At 76.0% G+C, this 24,010-nt stretch carries 8 protein-coding genes (1 of these 8 running past the window's edge); 1 reads left to right on the plus strand and 7 read right to left on the minus strand.

Features of this window, described 5'->3' with window-relative positions; genetic code table 11:
• The 7 genes from M2302_RS09515 to M2302_RS09550 all read right to left on the minus strand — a co-directional run.
• On the minus strand, positions 1-4,523 hold the 5' portion of the coding sequence (locus M2302_RS09515) for a type I polyketide synthase (RefSeq protein WP_348529412.1). Its footprint begins 11,485 nt before the window's first position; 4,523 of the gene's 16,008 nt are visible here — the first part of the coding sequence; the start codon lies at positions 4,521-4,523; its stop codon lies beyond the left edge, outside the window.
• A gap of 23 nt (positions 4,524-4,546) precedes the next feature.
• Positions 4,547-9,355 (minus strand): type I polyketide synthase, encoded by a 4,809-nt coding sequence (locus M2302_RS09525; RefSeq protein ID WP_280837538.1) that lies wholly within the window; start codon positions 9,353-9,355, stop codon positions 4,547-4,549.
• Between the two features lie 6 nt (positions 9,356-9,361).
• Entirely contained in the window at positions 9,362-18,619 is a 9,258-nt protein-coding gene (locus M2302_RS09530) for a type I polyketide synthase (protein ID WP_280837539.1), read from the minus strand.
• A gap of 56 nt (positions 18,620-18,675) precedes the next feature.
• Complete coding sequence (locus M2302_RS09535) at positions 18,676-20,085, minus strand: FAD-dependent monooxygenase (RefSeq protein WP_210778548.1); 1,410 nt, start codon at positions 20,083-20,085, stop codon at positions 18,676-18,678.
• The gene (locus tag M2302_RS09540) at positions 20,082-21,275 is read right to left on the minus strand and encodes a DUF993 family protein (protein WP_210778549.1); all 1,194 of its coding nucleotides are present in this window, start codon (positions 21,273-21,275) and stop codon (positions 20,082-20,084) included. Before M2302_RS09540 ends, M2302_RS09535 begins: the two co-directional genes overlap by 4 nt.
• Positions 21,276-21,408: 133 nt before the next feature.
• On the minus strand, positions 21,409-21,660 hold the full coding sequence (locus M2302_RS09545; RefSeq protein ID WP_238450351.1) for a ferredoxin: 252 nt from the start codon (positions 21,658-21,660) through the stop codon (positions 21,409-21,411).
• Positions 21,657-22,868 carry a cytochrome P450 gene (locus tag M2302_RS09550; RefSeq protein ID WP_280837540.1) on the minus strand — a complete coding sequence of 404 codons (1,212 nt, stop codon included), beginning with the start codon at positions 22,866-22,868 and terminating at the stop codon, positions 21,657-21,659. Before M2302_RS09550 ends, M2302_RS09545 begins: the two co-directional genes overlap by 4 nt.
• 305 nt (positions 22,869-23,173) lie before the next feature.
• Here M2302_RS09550 and M2302_RS09555 point away from each other — a divergent pair, with 305 nt between their 5' ends.
• A complete protein-coding gene (locus M2302_RS09555) occupies positions 23,174-23,956 on the plus strand; it encodes a TetR/AcrR family transcriptional regulator (RefSeq protein WP_280837541.1) in 783 nt (260 codons plus the stop codon).
• Positions 23,957-24,010 lie beyond the last annotated feature (54 nt).

Raw genomic sequence — 24,010 nt, forward strand, 5'->3', positions numbered from 1 at the left:
CCAAGGTCCGCGTCGCGGGTCAGCTCGTGCAGGTGCAGCGCCGCGTCCACCTTCGGGGCGAGCACGGCGTCGAGCTGTTCGGGGGTGAGCGAGGCGATGGTGCCGTCGTCGAGCACGCCGGCGGTGTGCACCACCGCGGTCAGCGGACGGCCGGCCGGGACGTCGGCCAGCACGGCGGCGAGGGCGTCCGAGTCGGTGACGTCGCAGGCGACCTGGTCGACCGAGGCGCCGAGGCCGGTCAGCTCGGCGGCCAGGTCGGCCGCGTCGGGGGCGGCCGGTCCACGCCGGCTGAGCAGCAGCAGGTGGCGTACTCCGTGGGCGAGGACCAGGTGGCGGGCGACGATGGCGGCGAGGGTGCCGCTGGCGCCGGTGACCAGCACGGTGCCGGCCGGGTCGATCCGGCCGGCGGGCGTCTCCTCGCCGGTGGCCGGCGCGCGGACCAGCCGGGTGGCGAACAGGTCACCGGCTCGTCGCAGCAGTTGCGGCTCACCGGCGGCGACGAGGGTCGGCGCCAGCGCGACGGCGTCGGTGACGTCGATGTCCACGTCGGCGAGGACGATCCGGTCCGGGTGCTCCGACTGGGCGGAGCGGACCAGGCCCCAGACGGCGGCGCCGGCCAGGTCGGTGACATCCTCGCCGTCGCGGCCCATCGCGCCGCGGGTGAGCACCAGCAGGGTGCTGGCGGCGTACCGGTCGTCGGCCAGCCAGGTCTGGAGGTCGGCGAGCACGCGGCGGCTGGTGTCGTGCACCGACGCCGCGTCGGCGCCGCCGACGACCGGCAGCACCACCACGTCGGCGACCTCGCCGGCATCCCACCGTCCGACCTGGACGGGCGCGGGCGGCGGGGTGGGCACGGGCGTCCAGGCGGTGCGGTAGAGCGCCTCGGCGACCGGCCCGGCCGGCGCCGGGGCGAGGTCGGCCGGGAGCGGCCGCAGGACGAGGGAGTCCAGCGAGAGCACCGGCGCGCCGGTGGCGTCGGCAGCCTCGACGGCGACCTCGCCGGCGCGCAGCGGGGTGATCCGCACCCGCAGGCTGGACGCCCCGACCGCGTGCAGAGTGACCCCGGTGAAGGCGAACGGCAGCAGCGCCCGGTCGTCGACGGCGTCGGTGAGGGCGACCGCGTGCAGCGCGGCGTCGAGCAGGGCGGGGTGCAGGTCGGCGCGCTCGGCGTCGGCGGTGGCCTCCTCGGGCAGCTCCACCTCCGCGTACACCTCGGCGCCGGCGCGCCAGGCGGCCCGCAGCCCCTGGAACACCGGCCCGTACGCCAGCCCGGCGTCGGCCAGCTCCGGGTAGAGGGCGGCGACGTCCACGGCGGTGGCACCGGCCGGCGGCCACTGCCGCAGGTCGTCGGCGGGGCGGGCGGTGGCCGGGGCGAGCTGGCCGGTGGCGTGCCGCTGCCAGGGCGCCTCGGGGGTGGCGTCCTCGGGCCGGGACCAGACGCTGACCGGGCGGGCGCCGCGCTCCCCCGCCGCGCCGACGGCGACCCGCAGTTGCACGCCGGCGCCGTCGGCGAGCACCAGCGGCGCACCGATGGTCAGCTCGCTGACGGTCGGGCAGCCGACCTCGTCGCCGGCGCGCAGCGCCAGCTCGACCAGGCCGGTGCCGGGGACCAGCACGGTGCCGGCGACGGCGTGGTCGGCCAGCCACGGGTGGGTGCCGGTGGAGATGCGCCCGGTGAGCACCACCCCGTCGTCGGCGGGGGTGGCGACGACCGCGCTGAGCAGCAGGTGGTCGGCGGGGCGCTGGCCGGCGCCGGTGACGTCCCCGGTGCCGGTGGCGGCCGCGTCCAGCCAGTGCCGGCGACGCTGGAACGGGTACGTCGGCAGCTCCACCCGCCGTCCCGGCCGCCGGACGAACAGCGGCAGCCAGTCGACCGCGACGCCGTGGACGTACGCCTCGGCGAGCGAGGTGGCGAGGCGGTCCGGTCCGCCGTCGTCGCGGCGCAGCGTACCGATCACGACGGCCGGGGCGCCGGCGTCGGTGACGGTCTCCTCGATACCGACCTTGAGCGTCGGGTGGGCGCTGGGCTCGACGAAGACGGTCAGCCCGTCGGCGAGCATGGCCCGGGTGGCGTCGGCGAAGAGCACGGTCTGCCGCAGGTTGGTGTACCAGTAGCCGCCGTCGAGGGCGGTGGTGTCCAGCAGGGCAGCGGTGACCGCCGAGTAGAACGGCACCTCGGCGGTGCGGGGGCGGACCGGGGCGAGCAGCTCGGCGAGCCGGTCGCGGATGCCCTCGACGAAGACGGAGTGCGAGGCGTAGTCCACCGGGATCATCCGGGTGCGGATCTCCTCGGCGGCCAGTTCGGCCTGGAACGCGGTGAGGGCGTCCACCTCGCCGCAGACCACCACCGAGCCGGGGCCGTTGACGGCGGCGAGGGAGAGCCGTCCCGCCCAGCCGGCGAGCCGCTCGCGGGCGGCGGCGTCGGGCAGCGAGACCGACATCATCCCGCCCAGGCCGGCCAGCTCGGCGGCGATGACCTGGCTGCGCAGGGCGACCACCCGGGCGCCGTCGTCGAGGGTGAGCGCACCGGCGACGCAGGCGGCGGCGATCTCGCCCTGCGAGTGGCCGACCACGGCGGCCGGTTCGACGCCGTGGCTGCGCCACAGCTCGGCCAGCGAGACCATCACCGACCAGAGCACCGGCTGCACCACGTCGACCGGGTCGAGGGTGGGCGCGCCGGGCGCGCCGCGCAGCACGTCGACCAGGTCCCAGTCGACGAAGGGTTCCAGCGCGCGGGCGCACTCGGCGATCTTCGCGGCGAAGACCGGCGACGAGTCGAGCAGCTCGACCGCCATCCCGGCCCACTGCGAGCCCTGGCCGGGGAAGACGAAGGCCACCCGGGCGTCGGTGCGGGCGGTGCCGCGGACCAGGTTGGTGGCGTCGCGGTCGTCGGCGAGGGCGGTCAGGCCGGCCACCAGCGCGGCCGTGTCCGTACCGGTGACGACCGCGCGGTGTTCCAGCGCGGAGCGGCCATTGACCAGGGCGTGCCCGACGTCGGCCGGGTCGGGCCCGGCCGCGACGACGGCGAGCCGCGCGGCCTGCGCGCGCAGCGCCTCCGGGTCGCGGGCGGACAGGACCCAGGCGAGGGTACGCCCCGACGGCGCCGGCTCCGGCGTCGTGACCTCGGCCGGCTCCTCCTCCGGGGCCTGCTCGATGATGGCGTGCGCGTTGGTGCCGCTGACGCCGAAGGAGGAGACGCCGGCCCGGCGGGGGCGGCCCAGCTCGGGCCAGGGCAGCGCCTCGGCGAGCGGCCGGACGGTCCCCGGTGTCCAGTCCACGTGCGACGACGGGGTGCCGACGTGCAGGCTCTTCGGCAGCAGGCCGTGCCGGATGGCCTGCACCATCTTGATCACACCGCCGACCCCGGCGGCGGCCTGCGCGTGCCCGAAGTTGGACTTCAGCGAGCCGAGCCAGAGCGGCCGGTCCGCCGGCCGGCCCTGCCCGTACGTGGCCAGCAGCGCCTGCGCCTCGATCGGGTCGCCGAGGGTGGTGCCGGTGCCGTGCCCCTCGACCACGTCGACCTCGCCGGGCGGGAGCTGCGCGTTGGCCAGGGCGGCGCGGATGACCCGCTGCTGGGCCGGCCCGCTGGGGGCGGTGAGGCCGTTGGACGCGCCGTCCTGGTTGACCGCGCTGCCGCGCACCACGGCGAGCACCGGGTGGCCGTTGCGGCGGGCGTCGGAGAGCCGTTCGAGCAGCAGCACGCCGGCGCCCTCGGCCCAGCCGGTGCCGTCGGCGTCGTCGGAGTACGCCTTGCAGCGGCCGTCGGGCGCGAGCCCGCGCTGCCGGCTGAACGCCACGAACGGCGCCGGGGTGGACATCACCATCACCCCGCCGGCCAGGGCGAGGGTGCACTCGCGCCGGCGCAGCGCCTGCACGGCCAGGTGCAGCGCGACCAGCGACGACGAGCAGGCGGTGTCCACGGTGAGCGTGGGCCCCTCCAGCCCCAGCGTGTACGCGACCCGCCCGGCGATCACCGAGGCCGCCGCCGCGGTCCCCAGGTACGCCTCGGCCGCCTCCGGGGCGGCGTTGAGCAGGTCGCCGTAGTCCTGATAGCCGGAGCCGGTGAAGACGCCCACCGGCTTGCCCCGGACGGCGTCGGGGGCGATGCCGGCGCGTTCCAGCACCTCCCAGGAGACCTCCAGCATCAGCCGCTGCTGCGGGTCCATCGCCGCCGCCTCGCGCGGGGAGATGCCGAAGAAGGCGGCGTCGAACTCGGCGGCCTCGGCGAGGAAGCCGCCCTCGGCGACGTAGCTGGTGCCGATCCGGTCGGGGTCGTCGGCGAGCAGCCGGGCGAGGTCCCAGCCCCGGTCGGTGGGCAGCGGCCCGACCGCGTCCACCCCGCCGGCCACCAGGTCCCACAGCTGCTCCGGGGTCCGCACGTCCCCGGGGTAGCGGCACGCCATCGCCACGATCGCGATCGGGTCCCGCTCGACGCCCTCGACCTCCTGGAGCCGCTGGCGGGTCTGCGTGAGATCCGCCGTCACCCGCTTCAGGTAGTCGAGAAGCTTGCCGTCCTCCGCCATGCCGGTCCTCACCCCTGTGCGGGTCAGCGCAACCCGAGTTCGTTGTCGATGAAGTCGAAGATCTCGTCGGCGGTCGCCGCCTCGCCGAGCCGGTCGTCGCCGGCGGAGGGGTCGACCAGGCCGATCAGGGCGCGCAGCCGGGCGGCGAGCGCGGGCCGGTCGGCGTCCTCCTCGGGCAGCGCGGCCAGCGACGCCTCCAGCCGGTCCAGGTCGGCCACCGGCCCGGTGGTCGCGTCCGCGGCGCCGACGCCCAGCTCCGCACCGAGGAACTCCGCCACGGCGGCCGGCGTCGGGTGGTCGAAGACCAGCGTGGCGGGCAGCGCCTGGCCGGTGGCGGCGGTGAGCCGCTGCCGCAGGTCCATCGCGGCGACCGAGTCGAAGCCCAGGTCGGCGAAGGGGCGGGCGGGGTCGAGGGCGGCCGGGCTGTCGTAGCCGAGCAGGGCGGCCACCTCGGCGCGGACGGTGTCCAGCAGGGCCCGCGCCCGCTGGGCCGGTGGTAGCGCGGCGAGCCGGTCGGCCAGCCCGGTGGGGGCGTTCGTGGCGTCGCCGGCGATCGCCTCGGCCACCTCGGGCAGCGCGTCGAGCAGCGGTCGGCGGCGGGCCATGGTGTAGACGGGGGCGAAGCGCGACCAGTCGATGTCGGCGACGACGAGGTCCCCGGCGTCGGCCCGGTACGCCTCGGGCAGCGCGGTGATCGCCAGCTCCGGTCGCATCGGCGGCGCGCCGAGGCGACGCATCCCGGCGGCCAGCTCGGCGTCGACCATGCCGCTGTCCCAGGAGCCCCAGGCGATCGCGGCGGCGGCGAGGCCCCGGGCCCGGCGGCGGGCGGCCAGCGCGTCCAGGTAGGCGTTCGCGGCGGCGTAGCCGGCCTGCCCGGCGCTGCCCCAGACGGCGGCGCCGGAGGAGAAGAGCACGAAGGCGTCCAGCTCGGTGTCGGCGAGCAGGTCGTCGAGGTGGGCGGCGCCGGCCACCTTGGCGGCGGCCACGTCGGCGATCTCGGCGAGGGTCAGCTCCCCGACCGGGGCGATGCGCTGCATGGCCCCGGCGGCGTGCACCACGGCGGTCAGCGGCCACCGGGCGGGCAGCCCGTCGAGCAGGTCCCGGAGCTGGTCGCGGTCGGCGACGTCGCACGCGGCGAGGGTCACCTCGGCGCCGAGGCCGGTCAGCTCGGCGGCCAGCGCCTCCGCGCCGGGGGTTTCCGCGCCGCGCCGGCCGACCAGCACCAGGTGCTCGGCGCCGGCCCGGGCCAGGGCGCGGGCGACGTGCGCGCCGAGGCCGCCGGTGCCGCCGGTGACCAGCACGGTGCCGCGCGGCCGCCACGACGGCGGCGCCACCGGCCGGGCTGCCCGGACCATCCGGCGGGCGCGCACCCCGCCGTCGCGGATGGCCACGTGGTCCTCGCCGCCGGTGGTGGTGACCAGGGCGCGCAGCCGGCGCAGGGCGGCCGGGTCGGGGAACTCGGGCAGGTCGACCAGCCCGCCCCAGTGCCGGGGCAGGTCGAGGGCGAGGCCGGTGCCGAGGCCGTGCACGGCGGCCTGGGCCGGGTCGGCGGACTCGCTCGGGTCGACGGCGACCGCGCCGGTGGTGAGGCACCAGATCGGGGCGTCGAGCTGGGCGTCGCCGAGCGCCTGGACCAGCGCCACCGTCGCGGCGAGGCCGCGGGTCAGCGCCGGGTGGTCGGGGTGCGGCCGGTCGTCGAGGGCGAGCAGGCAGAGCAGCACCGTGCCGGGGCCGGGCAGCTCGCGCAGCCGGGCGGCGAGGGCGTCCCGGTCGGCGTCGGCCACCGGGAGGCGGACCACCTCGCCACCGTGCTCGGCCAGGGTGGCCGCGATCATGCCGATCCGCAGGTCGTTGTCGTACCCGTCGGGCACGGCGACCAGCCAGCGGGCCGGCGCCGGACCCGGCTCGGGGTCGGCGACGGACTCCCACACCACCCGGTAGCGCCAGCCGTCCACCGCGGACCGGTCGGCGTGCCGGCGGCGCAGCGCGGACAGGGCGGGCAGCACCTGGCCGAGGGCGGCCGGGTCGACGCCGAGGTCGGCGGCGAGGGCGGCCGGGTCGGCGGCGGCGAGGTCGTCGAGGAAGGTCGGGGCGGCGGCGACCGGCTCGGGCGCCTCCCACCAGTACCAGCGGCGCTGGAACTCGTAGGTGGGCAGCTCGACCCGGCGGGCGCCGGGGTGCACGGCCGCCCAGTCGACCGCGGTGCCCCGGGTGTGAGCGCGGGCCAGCGCGGTGACCAGCTCTCGCTCCTCGTCCCGGTCTCGGCGCAGCAGCGGGACGAAGACCGCGTCCCGGCCGTCGCCGACGCAGTCCGGGCCGGTGGCCGAGAGCGCCGCGTCCGGGCCGAGCTCCAGGAACGTTGTGACGCCCTGGTCGGCGAGCCACCGTACGGAGTCGTGGAAGCGGACGGTGCCGCGCACCTGGCGTACCCAGTGCTCGGGGTCGGTCAGCTCGCCGGTGACCGGTTGTCCGGTCAGGGTGGAGACCACCGCCAGGGTCGGCGCGGTGTAGCACAGCGACCGGGCGACCTCGGCGAAGTCGGTGAGCATGGGTTCCATCAGCGGGCTGTGGAAGGCGTGCGAGACGGCCAGCCGACGGGTCCGCCGGCCGAGGCCGCGCAGCTGCTCGGCGACGGCCAGCGCGGCGGCCTCCACACCGGAGACCACCACGGCGGTCGGGCCGTTCACCGCCGCCAGGTCGACCCGCCCGTCGAGCAGTGGCCGGACCTCCGCCTCGGTCGCCTCCACGGCGACCATCGCCCCGCCGGGGGGCAGCGCCCCCATCAGCCGGCCTCGGGCGGCGACCAGCGCCGCCGCGTCGGGCAGGGTGAGCACGCCGGCGACGTGCGCGGCGGCCAGCTCGCCGATGGAGTGCCCGACCAGGTACGCCGGGCGTACCCCCCAGCTCTCCAGCAGCCGGTACAGCGCCACCTCCAGCGCGAAGAGCGCCGGCTGGGCGTACCCGGTGTCGTTCAGCGGGTCGGCGTCGGCGCCCCACACCACCTCGCGCAGCGGCCGGGCCAGGTGCTCATCGAGGGCGGCGACGGCGGCGTCGAACGCGTCGGCGAAGGCCGGGAAGGCGGTGTGCAGCTGCCGTCCCATGCCGGGGCGCTGGGCGCCCTGCCCGGTGAAGCAGAAGGCGGTGCGGCCGTCGACGCGTACCGTGTCGCGGACCAGGTGGGCGGCGGCGGTGCCGTCGGCGAGCGCGGCCAGGCCGGCGCGGAGCGCGGCGTGGTCGGCGCCGATCACGGCGGCCCGATGCTCCAGCGCCGCGCGGGTGGTGGCCAGCGAGTACGCCACGTCGGCCGGGGCCTGGTCGGCGTGCTCCTCCAGGTGGCCGGCGAGCCGGCGGGCCTGCGCCCGCAGCGCCGGCTCGTCCCGCCCGGAGACCAGCAGCGCCACCGGCCGCGCGCCGGCGTCGTCCGGCGTCGAGGCGGTGTCGTCGCGGACGGGGGCGGCGGTGTCCTGGACTCCGGCGGCCTCGGCGGGCGGCTCCTCGACGATGGCGTGGGCGTTGGTGCCGCTGAGCCCGAACGCGGAGACCCCGGCCCGGCGGGGGCGGTCGCCGCGCGGCCAGGGCCGGGCCTCGGTGAGCAGCCGCACGTTGCCGGTGGACCAGTCCACGTTGGGGGTGGGTTCCTTGACGTGCAGGGTCTGCGGCAGCGTGTCGTGCCGCATCGCCTGCAGCATCTTGATGATCCCGCCGACCCCGGCGGCGGCCTGCGCGTGCCCGACGTTGGACTTGAACGAGCCGAGCCAGAGCGGCCGGTCCGCCGGCCGGCCCTGCCCGTACGTGGCCAGCAGCGCCTGCGCCTCGATCGGGTCGCCGAGGGTGGTGCCGGTGCCGTGCGCCTCGATGGCGTCGACCTGGTCGGCGGTGAGCTGCGCGGCGGCCAGCGCGGCCCGGATCACCCGCTGCTGGGCCGGCCCGTTGGGGGCGGAGAGGCCGTTGCTGGCACCGTCGGAGTTGACCGCGCTGCCCCTGACCAGCCCGAGCACCGGGTGGCCGTGGCGGCGGGCGTCGGCGAGGCGTTCCAGCAGCAGCAGGCCGATGCCCTCGCCCCAGGCGGTGCCGTCGGCGTCGGAGGAGAAGGACTTGCACCGGCCGTTGGGGGCCAGCCCCCGGTCCTGGCTGAACCCGACGAACGAGTCCGGGGTGGACATCACCGTCACCCCGCCGGCCAGGGCCAGGCCGCACTCGCCGGCCCGCAGCGCGTGCGCGGCCAGGTGCACCGAGACCAGCGACGAGGAGCAGGCGGTGTCCACCGTGACGGCCGGGCCCTCCAGGCCCAGCGCGTACGCGACCCGGCCGGAGGCGACACTGGCCAGGCTGCCGACGCCCTTGGCGGCGTAGTCGTGGTAGACGAGGCCGGCGAAGACGCCGGTGGCGCTGCCCTTGAGCGAGGCGGGGTCGATGCCGGCCCGCTCGACGACCTCCCAGGCGGTCTCCAGCAGCAGCCGCTGCTGCGGGTCGGTCTCCCGCGCCTCCCGTGGGCTGATCTTGAAGAAGTCGGCGTCGAACTCCCCCGCGTCGTGCAGGAACCCGCCGTTGACGCAGTACGTCCGCCCGGGCGTCGCCGGCTCCGGGTCGTACAGGCCGGCGACGTCCCAGCCGCGGTTCTGCGGGAACCCGCTGATCGCGTCGCCGCCGGAGGCGACCAGCTCCCACAGGTCGTCGGGGGTGCGGACGCCGCCGGGGAACCGGCAGGCCGCGGCGACGATCGCGATGGGTTCGTGCCAGCGCTGCTCGGCGTCGTGCAGCCGCCGCCGGGTCTGCTGGAGGTCAGCCGTGGCGCGCTTGAGATAGTCGCGCAGCTTGTCGTCGGTCGCCATCGCCGCTCAGCCCATCCCCAGGTTGTCCAGCACCGCGAACAGTTCGTCGTCGGTCGCCGTGGCCAGGTCGTCGTCCGTGCCGTCCGGCCCGGCCGGGTCGTGCCGGGTCCGCCACTCGCGCAGCACCGCCTCCAGCCGGGCGGTGACCCGGGCCGGATCGCCGTCGGTGGGGCCGGCGAGCACCGCCGCGAGCCGGTCCAGTTCGGTCAGCACCGGGTCGTCCCCGCCGACGTCCCGCGCGCCCAGCTCGGCGGCGAGGTGGGCGGCCAGCTCCCGCGAGGTCGGGTAGTCGAAGACCAGCGTCGGCGAGAGCCACCGCCCGCACGCCTCGCTGAGCGCCCTGCGCAGCTCCACGGCGGCCAGCGAGTCGAAGCCGAGGTCCTGGAAGGCCCGGTCCGGCTCGACGGAGCGCCAGTCGGGATGGCCGAGGACGGCGGCGACGTGGGTGCGGACCAGCTCCAGCAGGAAGCGGTCGCGCTGGTCGTCGGGGAGCCCGGCGAGCCGCTGCGCCAGGTCGGGACCGGTCGGCGCGGCGCGGCGGGCCGGTACCCGGACCACCTGGCGCAGCAGCGCCGGCAGCGCGTCGCCGGTGGCGCGCAGCGCGGCGACGTCGAGGCGTACCGGGACCAGGGCGGGGGTCGTCTGCCCGAGCGCCCGGTCGACCAGGGCCAGCCCCTCGGCGACGCCGAGCGGGTGCAGGCCCATCCGGTCCAGCCAGGGCGGCCCGGCCTCCCACGCGCCGAAGGCGAGGGCGGTGGCGGGCAGCTCGCGGGCGGCCCGGTGGGCGGCGAGCGCGTCGAGGAAGGTGGCCGCCGCCGCGGTGGCCGGCCGGCCGGCGCCGAACATCAGCCCGGCGGCCGAGGAAACCAGCACGAACGCGGCGAGGGGCCGGTCGGCGGTCAGCTCGTGCAGGTGCCAGGCGGGGTCGACGGTGGCGCGCAGGGCGGCGGCGAACGCCTCCGGCGCGGTGGTGGCGAGCAGGCTCTCCTCGCGTACGGCGGGGGCGTACACGACGGCGGTGAGCGGGTGCTCCCCGGGGATCGAGTCGAGCAGCGCCGCCACCGCCTCCCGGTCGGTCAGGTCGCACGCGGCGACGGTGACGCCGGCGCCGAGCTCGGCCAGCTCGGCGAGGAGGTCCTTGTCGGCGTCCTCGGCGGGGTCGACGGCGAGCAGCAGGTGGTCGATCCGGTGCTCGGCGACCAGGTGCCGGGCGATGGCCGCGCCCGGTCCGCCGGTCCCGCCGGTGACCAGCACCGTGCCGTCGGTGTCCCAGCGCGGTGGCGCGCCGGCCCCGGCGGTGGCGCGGGTCAGCCGGGGCAGCAGCGCGCGGCCGTCGCGGACGGCCAGCTCCGGTTCGTCGTACGCGAGCAGCGCCGGCAGGGCCACGCAGGAGGGTCCGCTGCCGTCGGTGTCGACGAGCACCAGCCGCCCCGGCTGCTCGGACTGGGCGGCGCGGACCAGCCCCCGCACCGGCGCGAGCACCGGGTCGGCGGGCAGCTCCCCCGCCCCGACCGCGCCCTGGGTGAGCAGCACCAGCCGGGTCCGGGGCAGCCGGCTCTGCGCCAACCAGTCCCGCAGCGTGCCGAGCAGGTCGGTGAGCAGGGCGCGGACCGCCTCCGGCCCCTGCCCGGCCGGGGTCGCCACGGCGTGCAGCAGGTACGCCGGTTCCGGCGCGCCGGCCTCCACGGCGGCGAGCAGCGCGGCCAGGTCGGGGTGCGCGGGCGCGTCGGGGACCACCCCGAACGGGTCTTCGCCGAGCACCGCCCAGGTCGCCGGCGCGACGTCGGGGGCGGCCGCCGGCGCGGGCACCCAGTCGAGGCGGAGCAGGCTCTCGTCGCCGGCGCCGGTGACGGCGGCCAGTTCGTCGACGCCGACCAGCCGGCTCTCCAGGTGTCCGACGGTGAGCACCGAACGGCCGTCGGCGTCGGTGGCGGTCAGCGTGACCCCGCCGCCGACCGGCACCAGGTGGACGCGCAGCGTCGCCGGGGCGGCGGCGTGGCGGGTGACGTCCCGCCAGACCGACGGCTGGACCGGTCCGGCGGCGTCGTCAAGGCGGTGCGGGTGCAGGGCCGCGTCGAGCAGCGCGGGATGCGTCTCGTGGCCGTCGGCGGTGACCCCCTCGGGCAGGCTCACCTCGGCGAACAGCTCGGTGCCCCGGCGCCACACCGCCCGCAGGCCCTGGAAGCTCGGGCCGTACCCGTAGCCGTGGCGCAGCAGGCCGCGGTGGACGTCCTCGACGTCCGCTCGGACCGCGCCCGGGGGTGGCCAGGCGGCCGGCGGCGGGGGCGGGGTGGGTCCGCCGGGGGCGAGCACACCGGTGGCGTGCCGGGTCCACGGCAGCTCCTCGTCGGCGCCGCGGGTGTGGACCCCGACCGGCCGCGCGCCGTGCTCGTCGGGCGGCCCGACCACCACGCGTACGGTGACCGCCTCGTCGGTGAGGATCAGCGGCGTCTCGGCGGTCAGCTCTACCAGCCGGTCACAGCCGACCTGCGCACCGGCGTGCAGGGCGAGGTCGAGCAGGCCGGTGCCGGGGAAGACCACCCGGCCGTGCAGGTCGTGGTCGGCCAGCCAGGGCTGCCCCGGCAGCGAGATCCTGCCCGTGAGCACCAGCAGGTCGTCGTCGGGGACGCTCACCTTGGCGCCGAGCAGCGGATGGCCGGTGGCGACCTGCCCGAAGCCGGAGAGGTCGGCGGTGGAGGGTGCGGCGAGCCAGTAGCGCTGCCGCTGGAAGGGGTAGGTGGGCAGGTCGATCGTGCCGGTGGCCTGCGGTAGCAGCGTGGTCCAGTCGACGGTGGTGCCGGTGACGTGCAGCCTGGCCAGGGCGGTCAGGGCCTGGCGGTGTTCGTCATGTCCTCGCCGCAGGCTGGGGATGATCGTGGCGTCCTCGCTGAGGATGCCCTCGATGAGTGGGGTGAGCGCGGCGTCCGGACCGAGTTCCAGGAACGTCGTGGCTCCCGCCTGGTGCAGGGCGATGATGCCGTCGGCGAAGCGGACCGCCTGGCGCACGTGCCGGACCCAGTAGTCCGGGTCGGTCAGCTCGGACGTGGCGAGAGCGCCGGTCAGGTTGGACACGACCGGGAGTTGCGGCTCGGCGTAGGTGAGGCTCGCCGCGACGGCCCGGAACTCGTCGAGCATCGGGTCCATCAGCCCGCTGTGGAAAGCGTGACTCACCCGAAGGCGGGTCGTCTTCCGACCTTGCTCGGTGAAGTGCTCGGCCACGTGCAGCACGGCGGCTTCGGGGCCGGAGATGACCACCGACCGGGGGCCGTTGACAGCCGCGATGTCCACACCGGCGCCTGCCGCCGTGCCGTTGCCGTTGCCGTTGCCGCTGCCGTTGGCGGCTGAATCGCTTACGACATCAGCTCCAAAGGACCCGACCACCACACCCGGACCCGCCAGCGCCGCCCGCACCTCCTCCTCCGACGCCCGCACCGCCACCATCGCCCCACCAGCCGGCAACGCCTGCATCAACCGACCCCGCGCCGCCACCAGACGAGCCGCATCCGCCAGCGACAACACCCCGGCGACATGCGCCGCCACCAGCTCACCGATCGAGTGCCCCGCCACGAAATCGGCGCGCACACCCCACGACTCCACCAGCCGGAACAGGGCCACCTCAACGGCGAACAACCCCGCCTGGGCGTAACCAGTGAGCCGGATCAGCTCCTCGTCGTCCCCCCATATCACCGACCGCAACGGCCGGTCCAGGTGCCCGTCCAGCTCCGCCACCACCGCGTCGAACGCAGCGGCGAACACCGGGAACACCCCGTACAGCTCACGACCCATGCCCAGGCGCTGCGCGCCCTGACCGGTGAACAACACCGCCAGCCGACCGCCCCGAGGCGTGCCGGTCACCGCGTTCGGCGCGGTGTCGTCGGCCGCCAGGGCGGCCAGGCCAGCGGCAAGTTCCGCCGGGTCGGCGCCGAGCACCACGGCCCGGTGGGGGTGCAGCGCCCGGCCGGTCGCCAGGGTGCGAGCCGCCGCACCCGCGTCCGCCAGGTCCATCGACCCGGCGACCTCCGCCAGCCGACCGGCGAGGGCCCGCAGCGCCGGTACCGACCTCGCGGACACCAACCACGGCAGCACACCGGTCACCCCGGCATCCCCGCCCGCACCGGTCGACACGTCGTCCGGGGCCTGCTCGATGATGACGTGGGCGTTGGTGCCGCTGATGCCGAACGACGACACCCCGGCCCGGCGGGGGCGGGCGTCGACCGGCCACTCGCGCGCCTCGGTCAGCAGTTCCACCGCACCGGCCGACCAGTCCACCTGCGGCGAGGACTGCTCGGCGTGCAGGGTGCGGGGCAGCACCCCGTGCCGCATCGCCAGGACCATCTTGATCACGCCGGCGACTCCCGCGGCGGCCTGGGTGTGTCCCAGGTTCGACTTGATCGACCCCAGCCACAGCGGCCGGTCGGCGGGCCGGTCCTGACCGTAGGTGGCCAGCAGCGCCTGCGCCTCGATCGGGTCACCCAGGGTCGTACCCGTGCCGTGCGCCTCCACCACGTCCACCTCGGCGGCCGGCACACCGGCCGACGCCAGGGCGGCCCGGATCACCCGCTGCTGCGACGGACCGTTCGGCGCGGTGAGACCGTTCGACGCGCCGTCCTGATTGACGGCCGAGCCCCGCACCACCGCCAGGACCGGGTGCCCGTTGCGGCGGGCGTCGGAGAGCCGTTCGACCAGCAGCAGGCCAATGCCCTCGGAGAAGCCGGTGCCGTCGGCGCCCGCGCCGAAGGAGCGGCACCGGCCGTCCGGGGAGAGCCCGCGCTGCCGGCTGAACTCCAGGATCACCTCCGGGGTGGCCATCACGGTCGCCCCACCCGCGAGGGCCAGCGAGCACTCCCCGGCGCGCAGCGCGCGGACCGCCCAGTGCAGCGCCACCAGCGACGACGAGCAGGCGGTGTCGACGGTGACCGCCGGCCCCTCCAGCCCGAGCGCGTACGCGACCCGGCCGGAGGCGATGGAGCCGGTGGCGGTGCTGCCGGCGTAGTCGTGGTACATCAGGCCGGCGAAGACTCCGGTGTCGCTGCCGCGCAGCGTGGCCGGGTCGATGCCGGCGCGTTCCAGGGTCTCCCAGGCGCACTCCAGCAGCAGCCGCTGCTGCGGGTCCATCGCCACGGCCTCGTTCGGGCTGATTCCGAAGAAGTCGGCGTCGAACTCCCCCGCGTCGGCCAGGAACCCGCCCGACCGGGTGTACGTCCGCCCGGCCAGTCCCGGCTCGGGGTGGTACAGGCCGTCGGTGTCCCAGCCCCGGTCGGTGGGGAACCCGGCGATGGCGTCCACCCCGTCGGCGACCAGCCGCCACAGCTGCTCCGGGGAGCCGACCCCACCGGGGAAGCGGCAGCCCATCGCGACGATCGCGATCGGCTCGTCGGCGTCCGCCGGGGCCGCCGCGACCGGGGTGGTCGGGTGGGCCGCGCCGAGCAGCGTCGCGGCGAGGTAGGCGGCGACCGCCGAGACGGTCGGGTGGTCGAAGACCAGCGTGGCGGGCAGCCGCAGGCCGGTCGCCGCGTTGAGCCGGTTGCGCAGCTCCACCGCGGTGAGCGAGTCGAAGCCGAGTTCCTTCAGGGCGCGGCCGGCGTCCACGGCGTCCGGGGTGGCGTGGCCGAGGACCCCGGCGACCTCGGCGCGGACCAGGTCCAGCAGGGTGCGGCGGCGGTCCTCCTCGGGCAGCCGCCGCAGCCGGTCGGCCAGCGAGGCGGCGCCGGTGCTCCGGTGGGCCTGGCGGCGGGGCACCCGGACGAGGTCGCGCAGCACGGCCGGCAGCGCCCCCATGGTGGCCTGGGCGCGCAGGCCGGCCGGGTCCAGCCGGAGCAGCACCGGCGCGGTGACGTCGCCGGCCAGCGCGGCGTCGAGCAGGGCCAGACCGTCGGCCTCGGAGAGGGCGTCGAAGCCCTGCTGGCGCAGCCGGCGCAGCGCCGTCTCGTCGAGGTGGCCGGTCATCCCGGTGCCGCCGGCCCAGAGCCCCCAGCCCAGGGAGTGCGCCGACAGGCCCCGGCTGCGGCGGTGCGCGGCGAGGGCGTCCAGGAAGAGGTTCGCGGCGGCGTAGTTGGCCTGCCCGGCCGGGGCGAGCACCCCGGCGGCGGAGGAGAAGAGGCAGAACAGCGCCAGGTCGGCGTCGCGGGTCAGCTCGTGCAGGTGCCAGGCGGCGTCGACCTTCGGCGCCAGCACGGCGTCCATCCGCTCCGGCGTCAGCGACTGCACGAGGCCGTCGTCGAGCACCCCGGCGGCGTGCACCACCCCGGTCAGCGGGTGCGCGGCGTCCACGGCGTCGAGCAGGGCGCGCAGCGCCACCCGGTCGGCGGCGTCGCAGGCGGCGACGGTGACCCGCGCGCCGAGGTCGGTCAGCTCGGCACGCAGCGCGTCGACGCCGGGGGCGTCCGGGCCACGGCGGCTGGTCAGCAGCAGGTGCCGCACGCCGTGCACGGCGGCCAGGTGGCGGGCCACCAGGGCGCCGAGGCCGCTGGTGCCGCCGGTGACCAGGACGGTGCCGTCGGGTGCCAGCGCCGGCGGGGCGTCGCCGTTCGCGGGGGCGCGCACCAGCCGGGGTACGGCCGCCGCGCCGGCCCGCAGCGTGACCTCGGGCTCGCCGAGGCGCAGCACGGCCGGCAGCACCGCCAGGGAGGCGGGATCGTCGTCGGCGTCGACCAGCAGGAAGCGCCCCGGGTGCTCGGCCGCGGCGGCCCGGAGCACGCCCCGCACCGGCGCGGTGTGCAGATCGTCGTCGGCGTCGGGCAGGAGCGCCACCAGCGTCGCGCCGGCCAGCCGCTCGTCGGCCAGCCACCTTTGGACGACCCGCAGTGCCCGCCGGGCCGCCGCGTGCGCGCCGTCGACCACGTCGCCGGCGCCGGCGCTGACGGGCCAGAGCGCCACCTCGGGTACGGCGGCACCGGCATCCAGGTCGGCCCGGAGCGCGACCAGGTCGGCGTGGTTGGTGGCGGGCGCGCCGATGGGCGGGTCCGCGCCGAGCACCGCCCAGCCGTCGAACGAGCCGACGCCCGCCGCCAGGTCGACCGGTCGGCGGTCCAGGCGCAGTGGCTCCACGGCCGGGGCACCGCCGGCGGCGGCCAGCTGTTCGGCGGCGACCGGGCGGGCCACCAGCGCGCCGACCGAGATCACCGGTGCGCCGGCCGGGTCGACCGCCTCGATCGTGGCCCGGTCCGGTCCGAGGCGCCGCACCCGTACCCGCAGCGCGGTGGCCCCGACGGCGTGCAGGGTGACGTCGGTCCAGGCGAACGGCAGCAGGGTGTCCCCGCCCGCGTCGGAGATCACGCCGGCGTGCAGGCAGGCGTCGAGCATCGCCGGGTGCACCCCGAATCGGTCGGCGTCCGGCTGGGCCGCCTCCGGCAGGGTCACCTCGGCGAAGAGGTCGTCGCCGTGCCGCCAGAGCCCGGTCAGGCCCTGGAACGCCGGGCCGTAGCCGTAGCCCCGCTCGATCAGCCGGGCGTACCCGTCGCGGATGTCGACGGCGGCGGCGTCGCGCGGTGGCCAGTCGGCCGGTGCGGCGGCGGGGGCCGGGGCGGCGGGCGCGAGCAGCCCCTCGGCGTGCCGGGTCCACGGCCGGTCGGAGTCCTCGGGGCGGGAGTGGACGCTGACCGGGCGGGCCCCGTCGGCGTCGGGGGCGCCGACGACGACCTGGAGCGCGAGGGCGCCGCGTTCGGGCAGCACCAGCGGCGCGCCGAGGGTCAGCTCCGCCACGCCTGGCAGGTCGACCTGCTCGCCGGCGTGCAGTGCCAGCTCCACCAGGGCGGCGCCGGGGAGCACCGGCCGGCCGTGGACCTCGTGGTCGGCGAGCCAGGGTTGCCGGGTCACGGAGAGCCGGCCGGTGAGCAGCAGCCCGTCGCCGTCGGCGGGCCGGACCAGCCCGGTCAGCAGCGGGTGGCCCGGGGCGCCCTCACCGGCGCCGGTGGTGCGCCCGGTCGGGTTCTTCCAGTAGCGCCGCCGCTGGAAGGCGTAGGTGGGCAGGTCGACGACCCGGCCGCCGGCGAGGAAGCCGGCCCAGTCCACCGGCGCGCCGTGCACGTACGCCTCGGCGAGCGAGGTGGCGAAACGGCGCAGCCCGCCGTCCTCGCGGCGCAGCGACCCGATCGGTACGGCGGTGACGCCGGCCGCCTCGGCGGTGTCCTGCACGGCGGAGGTGAGCACCGGGTGGGCGCTGGACTCCACGAACACGCGGTGCCCGTCGGCGAGCAGCGCCCGGACAGCCTCGGAGAAGCGGACCGTCTGGCGCAGGTTGCGGTACCAGTAGTCGGCGGTCACCGTGGCGGTGTCCAGCGGCCCTCCGGTGACGGTGGAGTAGAAGGCCACCCCGGCGGTACGCGGGCTGACCGGGGCGAGCGCCTCGATCAGCTTCTCCCGGATGCCCTCGACGTAGTGCGAGTGCGAGGCGTAGTCGACGGCGATCCGGCGGACCTGCACGCCGTCGGCGGTCAGCTCGGCGTGGAACTCGTCGAGGGCGGCGACCTCGCCGCAGACCACCATGGACGACGGACCGTTGACGACGGCGAGCTGGAGCCGGCCGGCCCACCGCTCCAGCCGGGCCTCGACGGCGTCGCGGGGCAGCAGCACGGACATCATCCCGCCGAGGCCGGCGAGTTCCGCGCCGATGAGCCGGCTGCGCAGGGCGACGACGCGGGCGCCGTCGTCCAGGGTGAGCGCGCCGGCGACGCAGGCGGCGGCGATCTCGCCCTGCGAGTGGCCGACCACCGCGGCGGGCCGTACCCCGTGTTCCTGCCAGAGGTGGGCCAGCGACACCATGACCGCCCAGAGCATCGGCTGCACCACGTCGACGGAGTCCCAGAGCGGGGAGTCGGGGTCGCGCAGCACGTCCAGCAGCCGCCACTCGACGTACGGCTCGAGCGCGGTGGCGCACTCGGTGAGCCGGGCGGCGAAGGCCGGCGCCTCGTCGAGCAGCGCCCGGGCCATCCCGGGCCACTGGGAGCCCTGGCCGGGGAAGACGAAGACCGCCCGGGCGTCGGGCAGGACCGTGCCGGTCACCACGCCGGGGGCGTCGGCGGCGTCGGCCAGCGCGCGTACCCCGGTCAGCAGCTCGGCGCGGTCCGCGCCGAGCACCACGGCGCGGTGGCCGAGCCGGGCCCGGGTGGTCAGCAGCGAGTGACCGACGTCCGCCGCCCACGGGTCGGCGGACTGTTCCAGGTACGCCGACAGCCGGGCCGCCTGCCCGCGCAGCGCGTCGGCGCCGCGCCCGGAGAGCACCCAGGGCAGCACCGCGCCGTCCCGCGACGGCATCTCCTGGTTCACCGGGTACCACCGCCTGTTCCGATCGCGAGGTGAGCCGTCTGCGGGTCGTACATGGGTCAGGCCGGGCTGGCCGTGGACCGGGGCGCCGCGTCCACCTTGACGAGGTCGCCGAACTCGGGGAACTGCGCGATGGCCTGCTCGGCGGTCAGCGCCGGCGTACGGGGGCCGCGCAGCACCGCCCAGAGGAAGGCGGGCGTCATCATCCGGGTCATCGGCGCGCAGAGCGACGCCACGTTGAACACGGTGTTGATGACCATGCGGTTGCCGCAGCCGGTCCGGGCGACCCGGGCGGCCATCTTGTTGGCGAACGCGCCGCCGCGCAGCGGCACGTTGGCCCGCACGTGCGGCAGCCCCTGGTCGGTGTTGACGGCGATCTGCCAGGCACCCTGGTTGATCTTCGCGATCGCGGCCTGCACGTTACGGGAGAAGCCGGGCCGCAGGCCACGCACGTCCAGCTCGGTCCGTAGCGCCAGCGCGCACTGCGCGGCGACCGACATGCCGGTGCCGTGCACCGGGTTCAGCGCCTGGGCGGCGTCGCCGATCACCAGGAAGCCCTCCGGCACGGGCAGCTTCTCGAAGCGCCGCCGCTGGTCCGGGATGCTCCGGTAGGCGCGGATCGGCCCGGCCGGGCGAGCCTGGGCGATCAGGTCGGCGATGATCGGGTGGTGCCGGTCCCGGGCGAACTGCGCGAAGCCCTCCTCGTCGGTGGGGGGCTCGCCGCCCCGGCTGCCGAAGAGGCTGAGGATCCAGCGGCCGTTCTCCATCGGCAGCAGCCCGGCGCCCTGGCCGGGGCGGCCGGTGCCCGCCTGCATCTGGATCATCACGCCGGGGAAGTCGTCGCGGGTGCCGGGCGGTGCGGTGAACCAGCGGCTGACGTAGACGATGCCGGCGTCCACCACGTCCTCGCGGACCTGCGGCAGGCCCAGGTCGACCAGCCACTTCGGGGCGCTGGTGGCCCGGCCGGTGGCGTCGACCACCAGGTCGGCGTCGAGGGTGCGCTCCGCGCCACCCTGCTCGACCCGCACGCCGGTGACCCGGTCGGCGTCGCCGACCAGCCCGGTGACCCGGGTGCCCTCCCGGACGCCGATCCGCTCCTCGCGCAGCACCTGCTCGCGGACCACGTGGTCGAGCAGCTCCCGGCTGCACAGCAGCAGGTACGCGTCGGTGTCCAGCCGTTCCATCCAGCCCTCGGGGCCGCGGGCCAGCGCGCCGGAGGGCAGCCCCCGGCGCTTGGCGCCGGCGGCGTACAGCCGGTCGGTGACGCCGGGCAGCAGCTGGTCGAGGGCCTCGACGCCGCCGCGCATGAGGATGTGGCTGTGGTGGCCCTGCGGCAGCCCCTTGCGCGGCTGCGGCTCGGTGGGGAGCTGGTCCCGTTCGACGACGGTGACCTCGTCGACGGCGCGGGCCAGCGCGGCGGCGGCGAGCATCCCGGCGAGGCCGCCGCCGAGGACGACGGCCCGGCTCACTGCTCGATCCCTGAGGTGGCGAGGAAGAGCTTCATCCGCCGCTCGGCGAGTTCCGGGTCCGGCAGCGCGCCGAGGCTGTCGGCCAGCCGGTACGCGGCGGCCAGGTGTGGCACCGAGCGGGCCGACTGCTCGCCCCAGACCATCCGGAAGTGGTCGTGGTGCCCGGCCAGCCAGCCGAGGAAGACGACTCCGGTCTTGAAGAAGAAGATGCTCCGGCCCTCGCCGCTGAACAGGTGCCGGTTGAGCGGCAGGGTCTCCTCCAGCAGCCCCCGGGCCCGGCTGTCGTCGCCGGCGTCGAGCGCCCGGAAGGCCTCGGCGGCGATCGGCACGACCGCGTCGATGACCGGGGTGAGCGGGTGGCTGTGCCCGGACCCGTCGCCGACGAACATCTCCGGGTACTCGGTGGTGTCGCTGGTGTAGAACTTCACGCCCTCGGGCAGCCGCTTGCGCCACTCGACCTGCCGGGCCAGCGACGCCGGTCCGATCTTGACGCCGTCGACCTTGTCCAAGTTGTCGCGGACGATGGCGATCAGCGCGTCGTACGCGTCGTCGGGCTCCTCGTAGCCGAAGTACTCCGAGTTGCGCGGGTCCCACTCCGAGGTGATCCAGTGCACGATCGCCGGCTGGCTCGACTGGCGCAGCAGGTTGCCGTACACGGTGGCGAAGTCCTCGGGGCCGCGGACGGCGACGTTCAGGTGCGGGCTGCACATGATCACCGGCTGTGCGCCGGCCTCCTCGACCACGGCCAGCTGTTCCTCGTAGGCGGCCTGGACCTCGGCGAGGGTGACCGGGGCGAACGGCTCCAGCTGGTCGGTGAGGACGGCCGCGGCCATCCGGCCGCCGACCGCCTTCGCCTCGGCGCCGCAGCGGCGGATCAGCTCGGCGGCGCGGGGCCAGTCCAGCCCCATGCCGCGGTGGGCGGTGTCCATGCCCTCGCAGAGGGTGAAGCCGTACGACCAGAGGTGCCGGCGGAAGGCCAGGGTCGCCTCCCAGTCCAGCGACTGCGGCGGCGGGTCGCCGCCGGGCGGGCCGAAGGGCTCGTTGTCAGCCAGCGGGTCACCCAGCACGTGCGCGGTGGCCAGCACGGATCGGGTCCGGAACGGGGAGGGGTCGGCGGGCTGCACCACGCGCGGCGCCTGGGTCGGGTGGTAGACGGTCAGGGTGCCGTCCGACTCCGGAAGCTTGATCATTTTTTTCTGCTCCGAACCGTCGTCTGGATCGAGTCGGCACAATTCAAGCGACTCACGGGAGTGCGGTTCCATAGCGGCGACCCCCTAATTCCGGGGCAACCCCTCAACGGCTTCCGCCGGCCCGACCGCGCCCCTAGGGGGCGGGCCGGACCGGCGGGCTGCCGGAATTGGTCCGATCGACCGAGATGGCGCCGACCGGACAGTTCAGCGCGGCCGTACGGGTCGCCGCGCGCAGCGCCGGTTCCGGCGATTCCACCAGGACGACCACGAGACCGTCGCGGTCGTCCTGGTCGAACACGGTGGGCGCGAAGTACACGCAATTGCCGGAACCGACGCAGGTTTCCCGGTCGACCTCGACACGCATTGTCGGCGACCCGTCGCTCACCAGGTGACGGGCAGTTCGTGCAACCCGTACGCGTGCGCGTCGAACATGTACGACAGTTTGTCGACGTCGGCGGCCAGGCGCAGCTCCGGAATGCGCGCGAAGAGCGTACGGAAGACGGTTTCGAGCTGCATCCGGGCCAGGTTCGCGCCGGGGCACATGTGGTTGCCGTAACTGAAGGCCAGGTGTCCTTCGGCGTTGCGGTGGATGTCGAACTTATCCGGTTCCGGGAAACGCTCCGGGTCCCAGTTCGCCGCGCCGTTGAGCGCCAGCACGCCCTCGCCCCGGCGGATGGTGCCGCCGCTGACCTCGACGTCGTGGGTGGCCACCCGCACGGTGGCCGAGTCGAGGATGCTGAGGAAGCGCAGCAGTTCCTCGACCGCGCCCGGCCACAGCGACGGGTCCGCCTTGAGCTCGGCGAGCTGCTCCGGGTGCTCCAGCAGCACCACCGTGCCGAGGGAGACGACGTTGGCGGTGGTGTCGGAGCCGGCGATCACCAGCACCCGGGCGATGGCGACCAGGTCCTCGTGTTCGAGGGTGGGCTCGTCGGGCAGCCGGGTCGCGATCCGGCTGAGCAGGTCGTCGCCCGGGTTCTTGGTCTTCTCGGTGATCAGCTCGTCGAGGAACTCGTCCATCTCGGCGATCGCGCCGGCCACCGCCTCCTGCGTCGAGTCCCGGCCGGTGGTGACCTCGGCGTAGCGGCGGAAATAGCCGATGTGCACCGGGTCGACGCCGAGCATCTCGCAGAACAGCAGCGCCGGCACGGGCAGCGCCAACTCGGCCATCAGGTCCAGCGGGCCGCCCTTGGCCAGCATCTGGTCGATCTGCGTGTCGACGATCTGCTGCATCCGCGGGCGGAGCTTGTTGATCCGCGCGGCGGTGAATTCGGGGATCACCATTCGCCGACGGACGGTGTGCTCCGGCGGGTCCATCGCCGGGAACGGGAAGGCGATGTACGGCAGCATCTCCTCCGGCACGTGGAACTGCGCCGGGTAGGCGGGGTTACGCGCATTCGAACTCATCGCCGGGTCACCCAGGACCTGACGCACGTCCCGGTAGCGGGTCAATGCCCAGACGGGTTTACCGGTCATCCGGTTGGTCACCGGAGCGAGTGGATTCTCCTCACGCATCCGCTCGTATTCCTGCGGAACGGCGAGCGGGCACCGGCGCCGGTCCAGCGGAAAATCCGGGCGCTCGGTACCGGTGGTCACGGCATCGGCTGTTTCGGTCATCGCTGCGACGCCTCTCTCTTCAGGGGGCGGCGGGGAATCGATCGGATCGATTCAAGCAGCGCGCCGGCACGGCGGACAGGTTCCGCACCCCCTAAGGTCGGCGATGAGCCCCCTATGCCGGCACCACGGGACGGGGCGGAACGGTTACTGTCACGGCACCGACGGTCCGTTTCCCAATCCCGTGCAGACATCGTTCGGGCGGCGGCATACCCTGAACCGCAGCGACGGGCAGCGGCGAAGGGCGGATGACCGCGGCCGGGCGTCTCAGAGGGAAAGTGGAGTCGATGGGCGGAAGCATTGATCCGGGGCTGCCGGGATACATCGGGGACGCCTGGGGTTTGCGGGACCGACCGAACAAGGGTCCCAAGCGCGCGCTGAGCCTTCCGCGCATCGTCGACGCGGCGGTCGCCATCGCCGCGTCGGAGGGTCTGTCGGCGGTGTCGATGAGCCGGGTCGCGTCGGATCTCGGCGCCTCGACCATGTCGTTGTACCGCTACCTGTCGGCCAAGGACGAGCTGCTCCAGCTGATGATGGACGCGATCTACCAGACGCCGCCGTCCGGGCCCGACTCGCCGGACGAGGGCTGGCGCGCCGGGCTGGCCCGGTGGACCTGGGAGCAGCACGCGATCCTGCGCAGGCACACCTGGGCGCTGCACATCCCGACCCTCGGCCCGCCGGTCACCCCCAACCAGATCATCTGGCTGGAGCGGGGGCTGGAGTGCCTGGGCGGCACCGCGCTGGGCGAGGGCGAGAAGCTGTCGGTGATCATGTTGCTGAGCGGTTTCTGCCGTAACGACGCCACCGTCTCCGCCGACGTGCAGGCCTCGTTCATGGCCAAGGCCCCCGACGAGCTGGCCGCGATGTCCTCCTACGGTCAACTGGTCCGCAAGCTCGCCGGGCCGGACCGCTTCCCGGCGTTCACCGCGGTGATCGACGCCGGCGTGCTGGACACCCCGGCCGGCCCGGACGACGAGTTCGTCTTCGGCCTGGAGCGCATCCTCGACGGGGTGGGCGCCCTGCTCGAGCAGCGCGCTGCGGCGAGGAGCGCGGGCGGCGAAGGGCACTGACCCTCCGCCCGGACGGCCCGCCCCCGCCGACCGACGCGCGCGGCGGTTTCGCCG

Origin of the sequence: Micromonospora sp. A200 (assembly GCF_029893845.1) — a bacterium.
GTDB classification, from domain to species: domain Bacteria; phylum Actinomycetota; class Actinomycetes; order Mycobacteriales; family Micromonosporaceae; genus Micromonospora; species Micromonospora purpureochromogenes.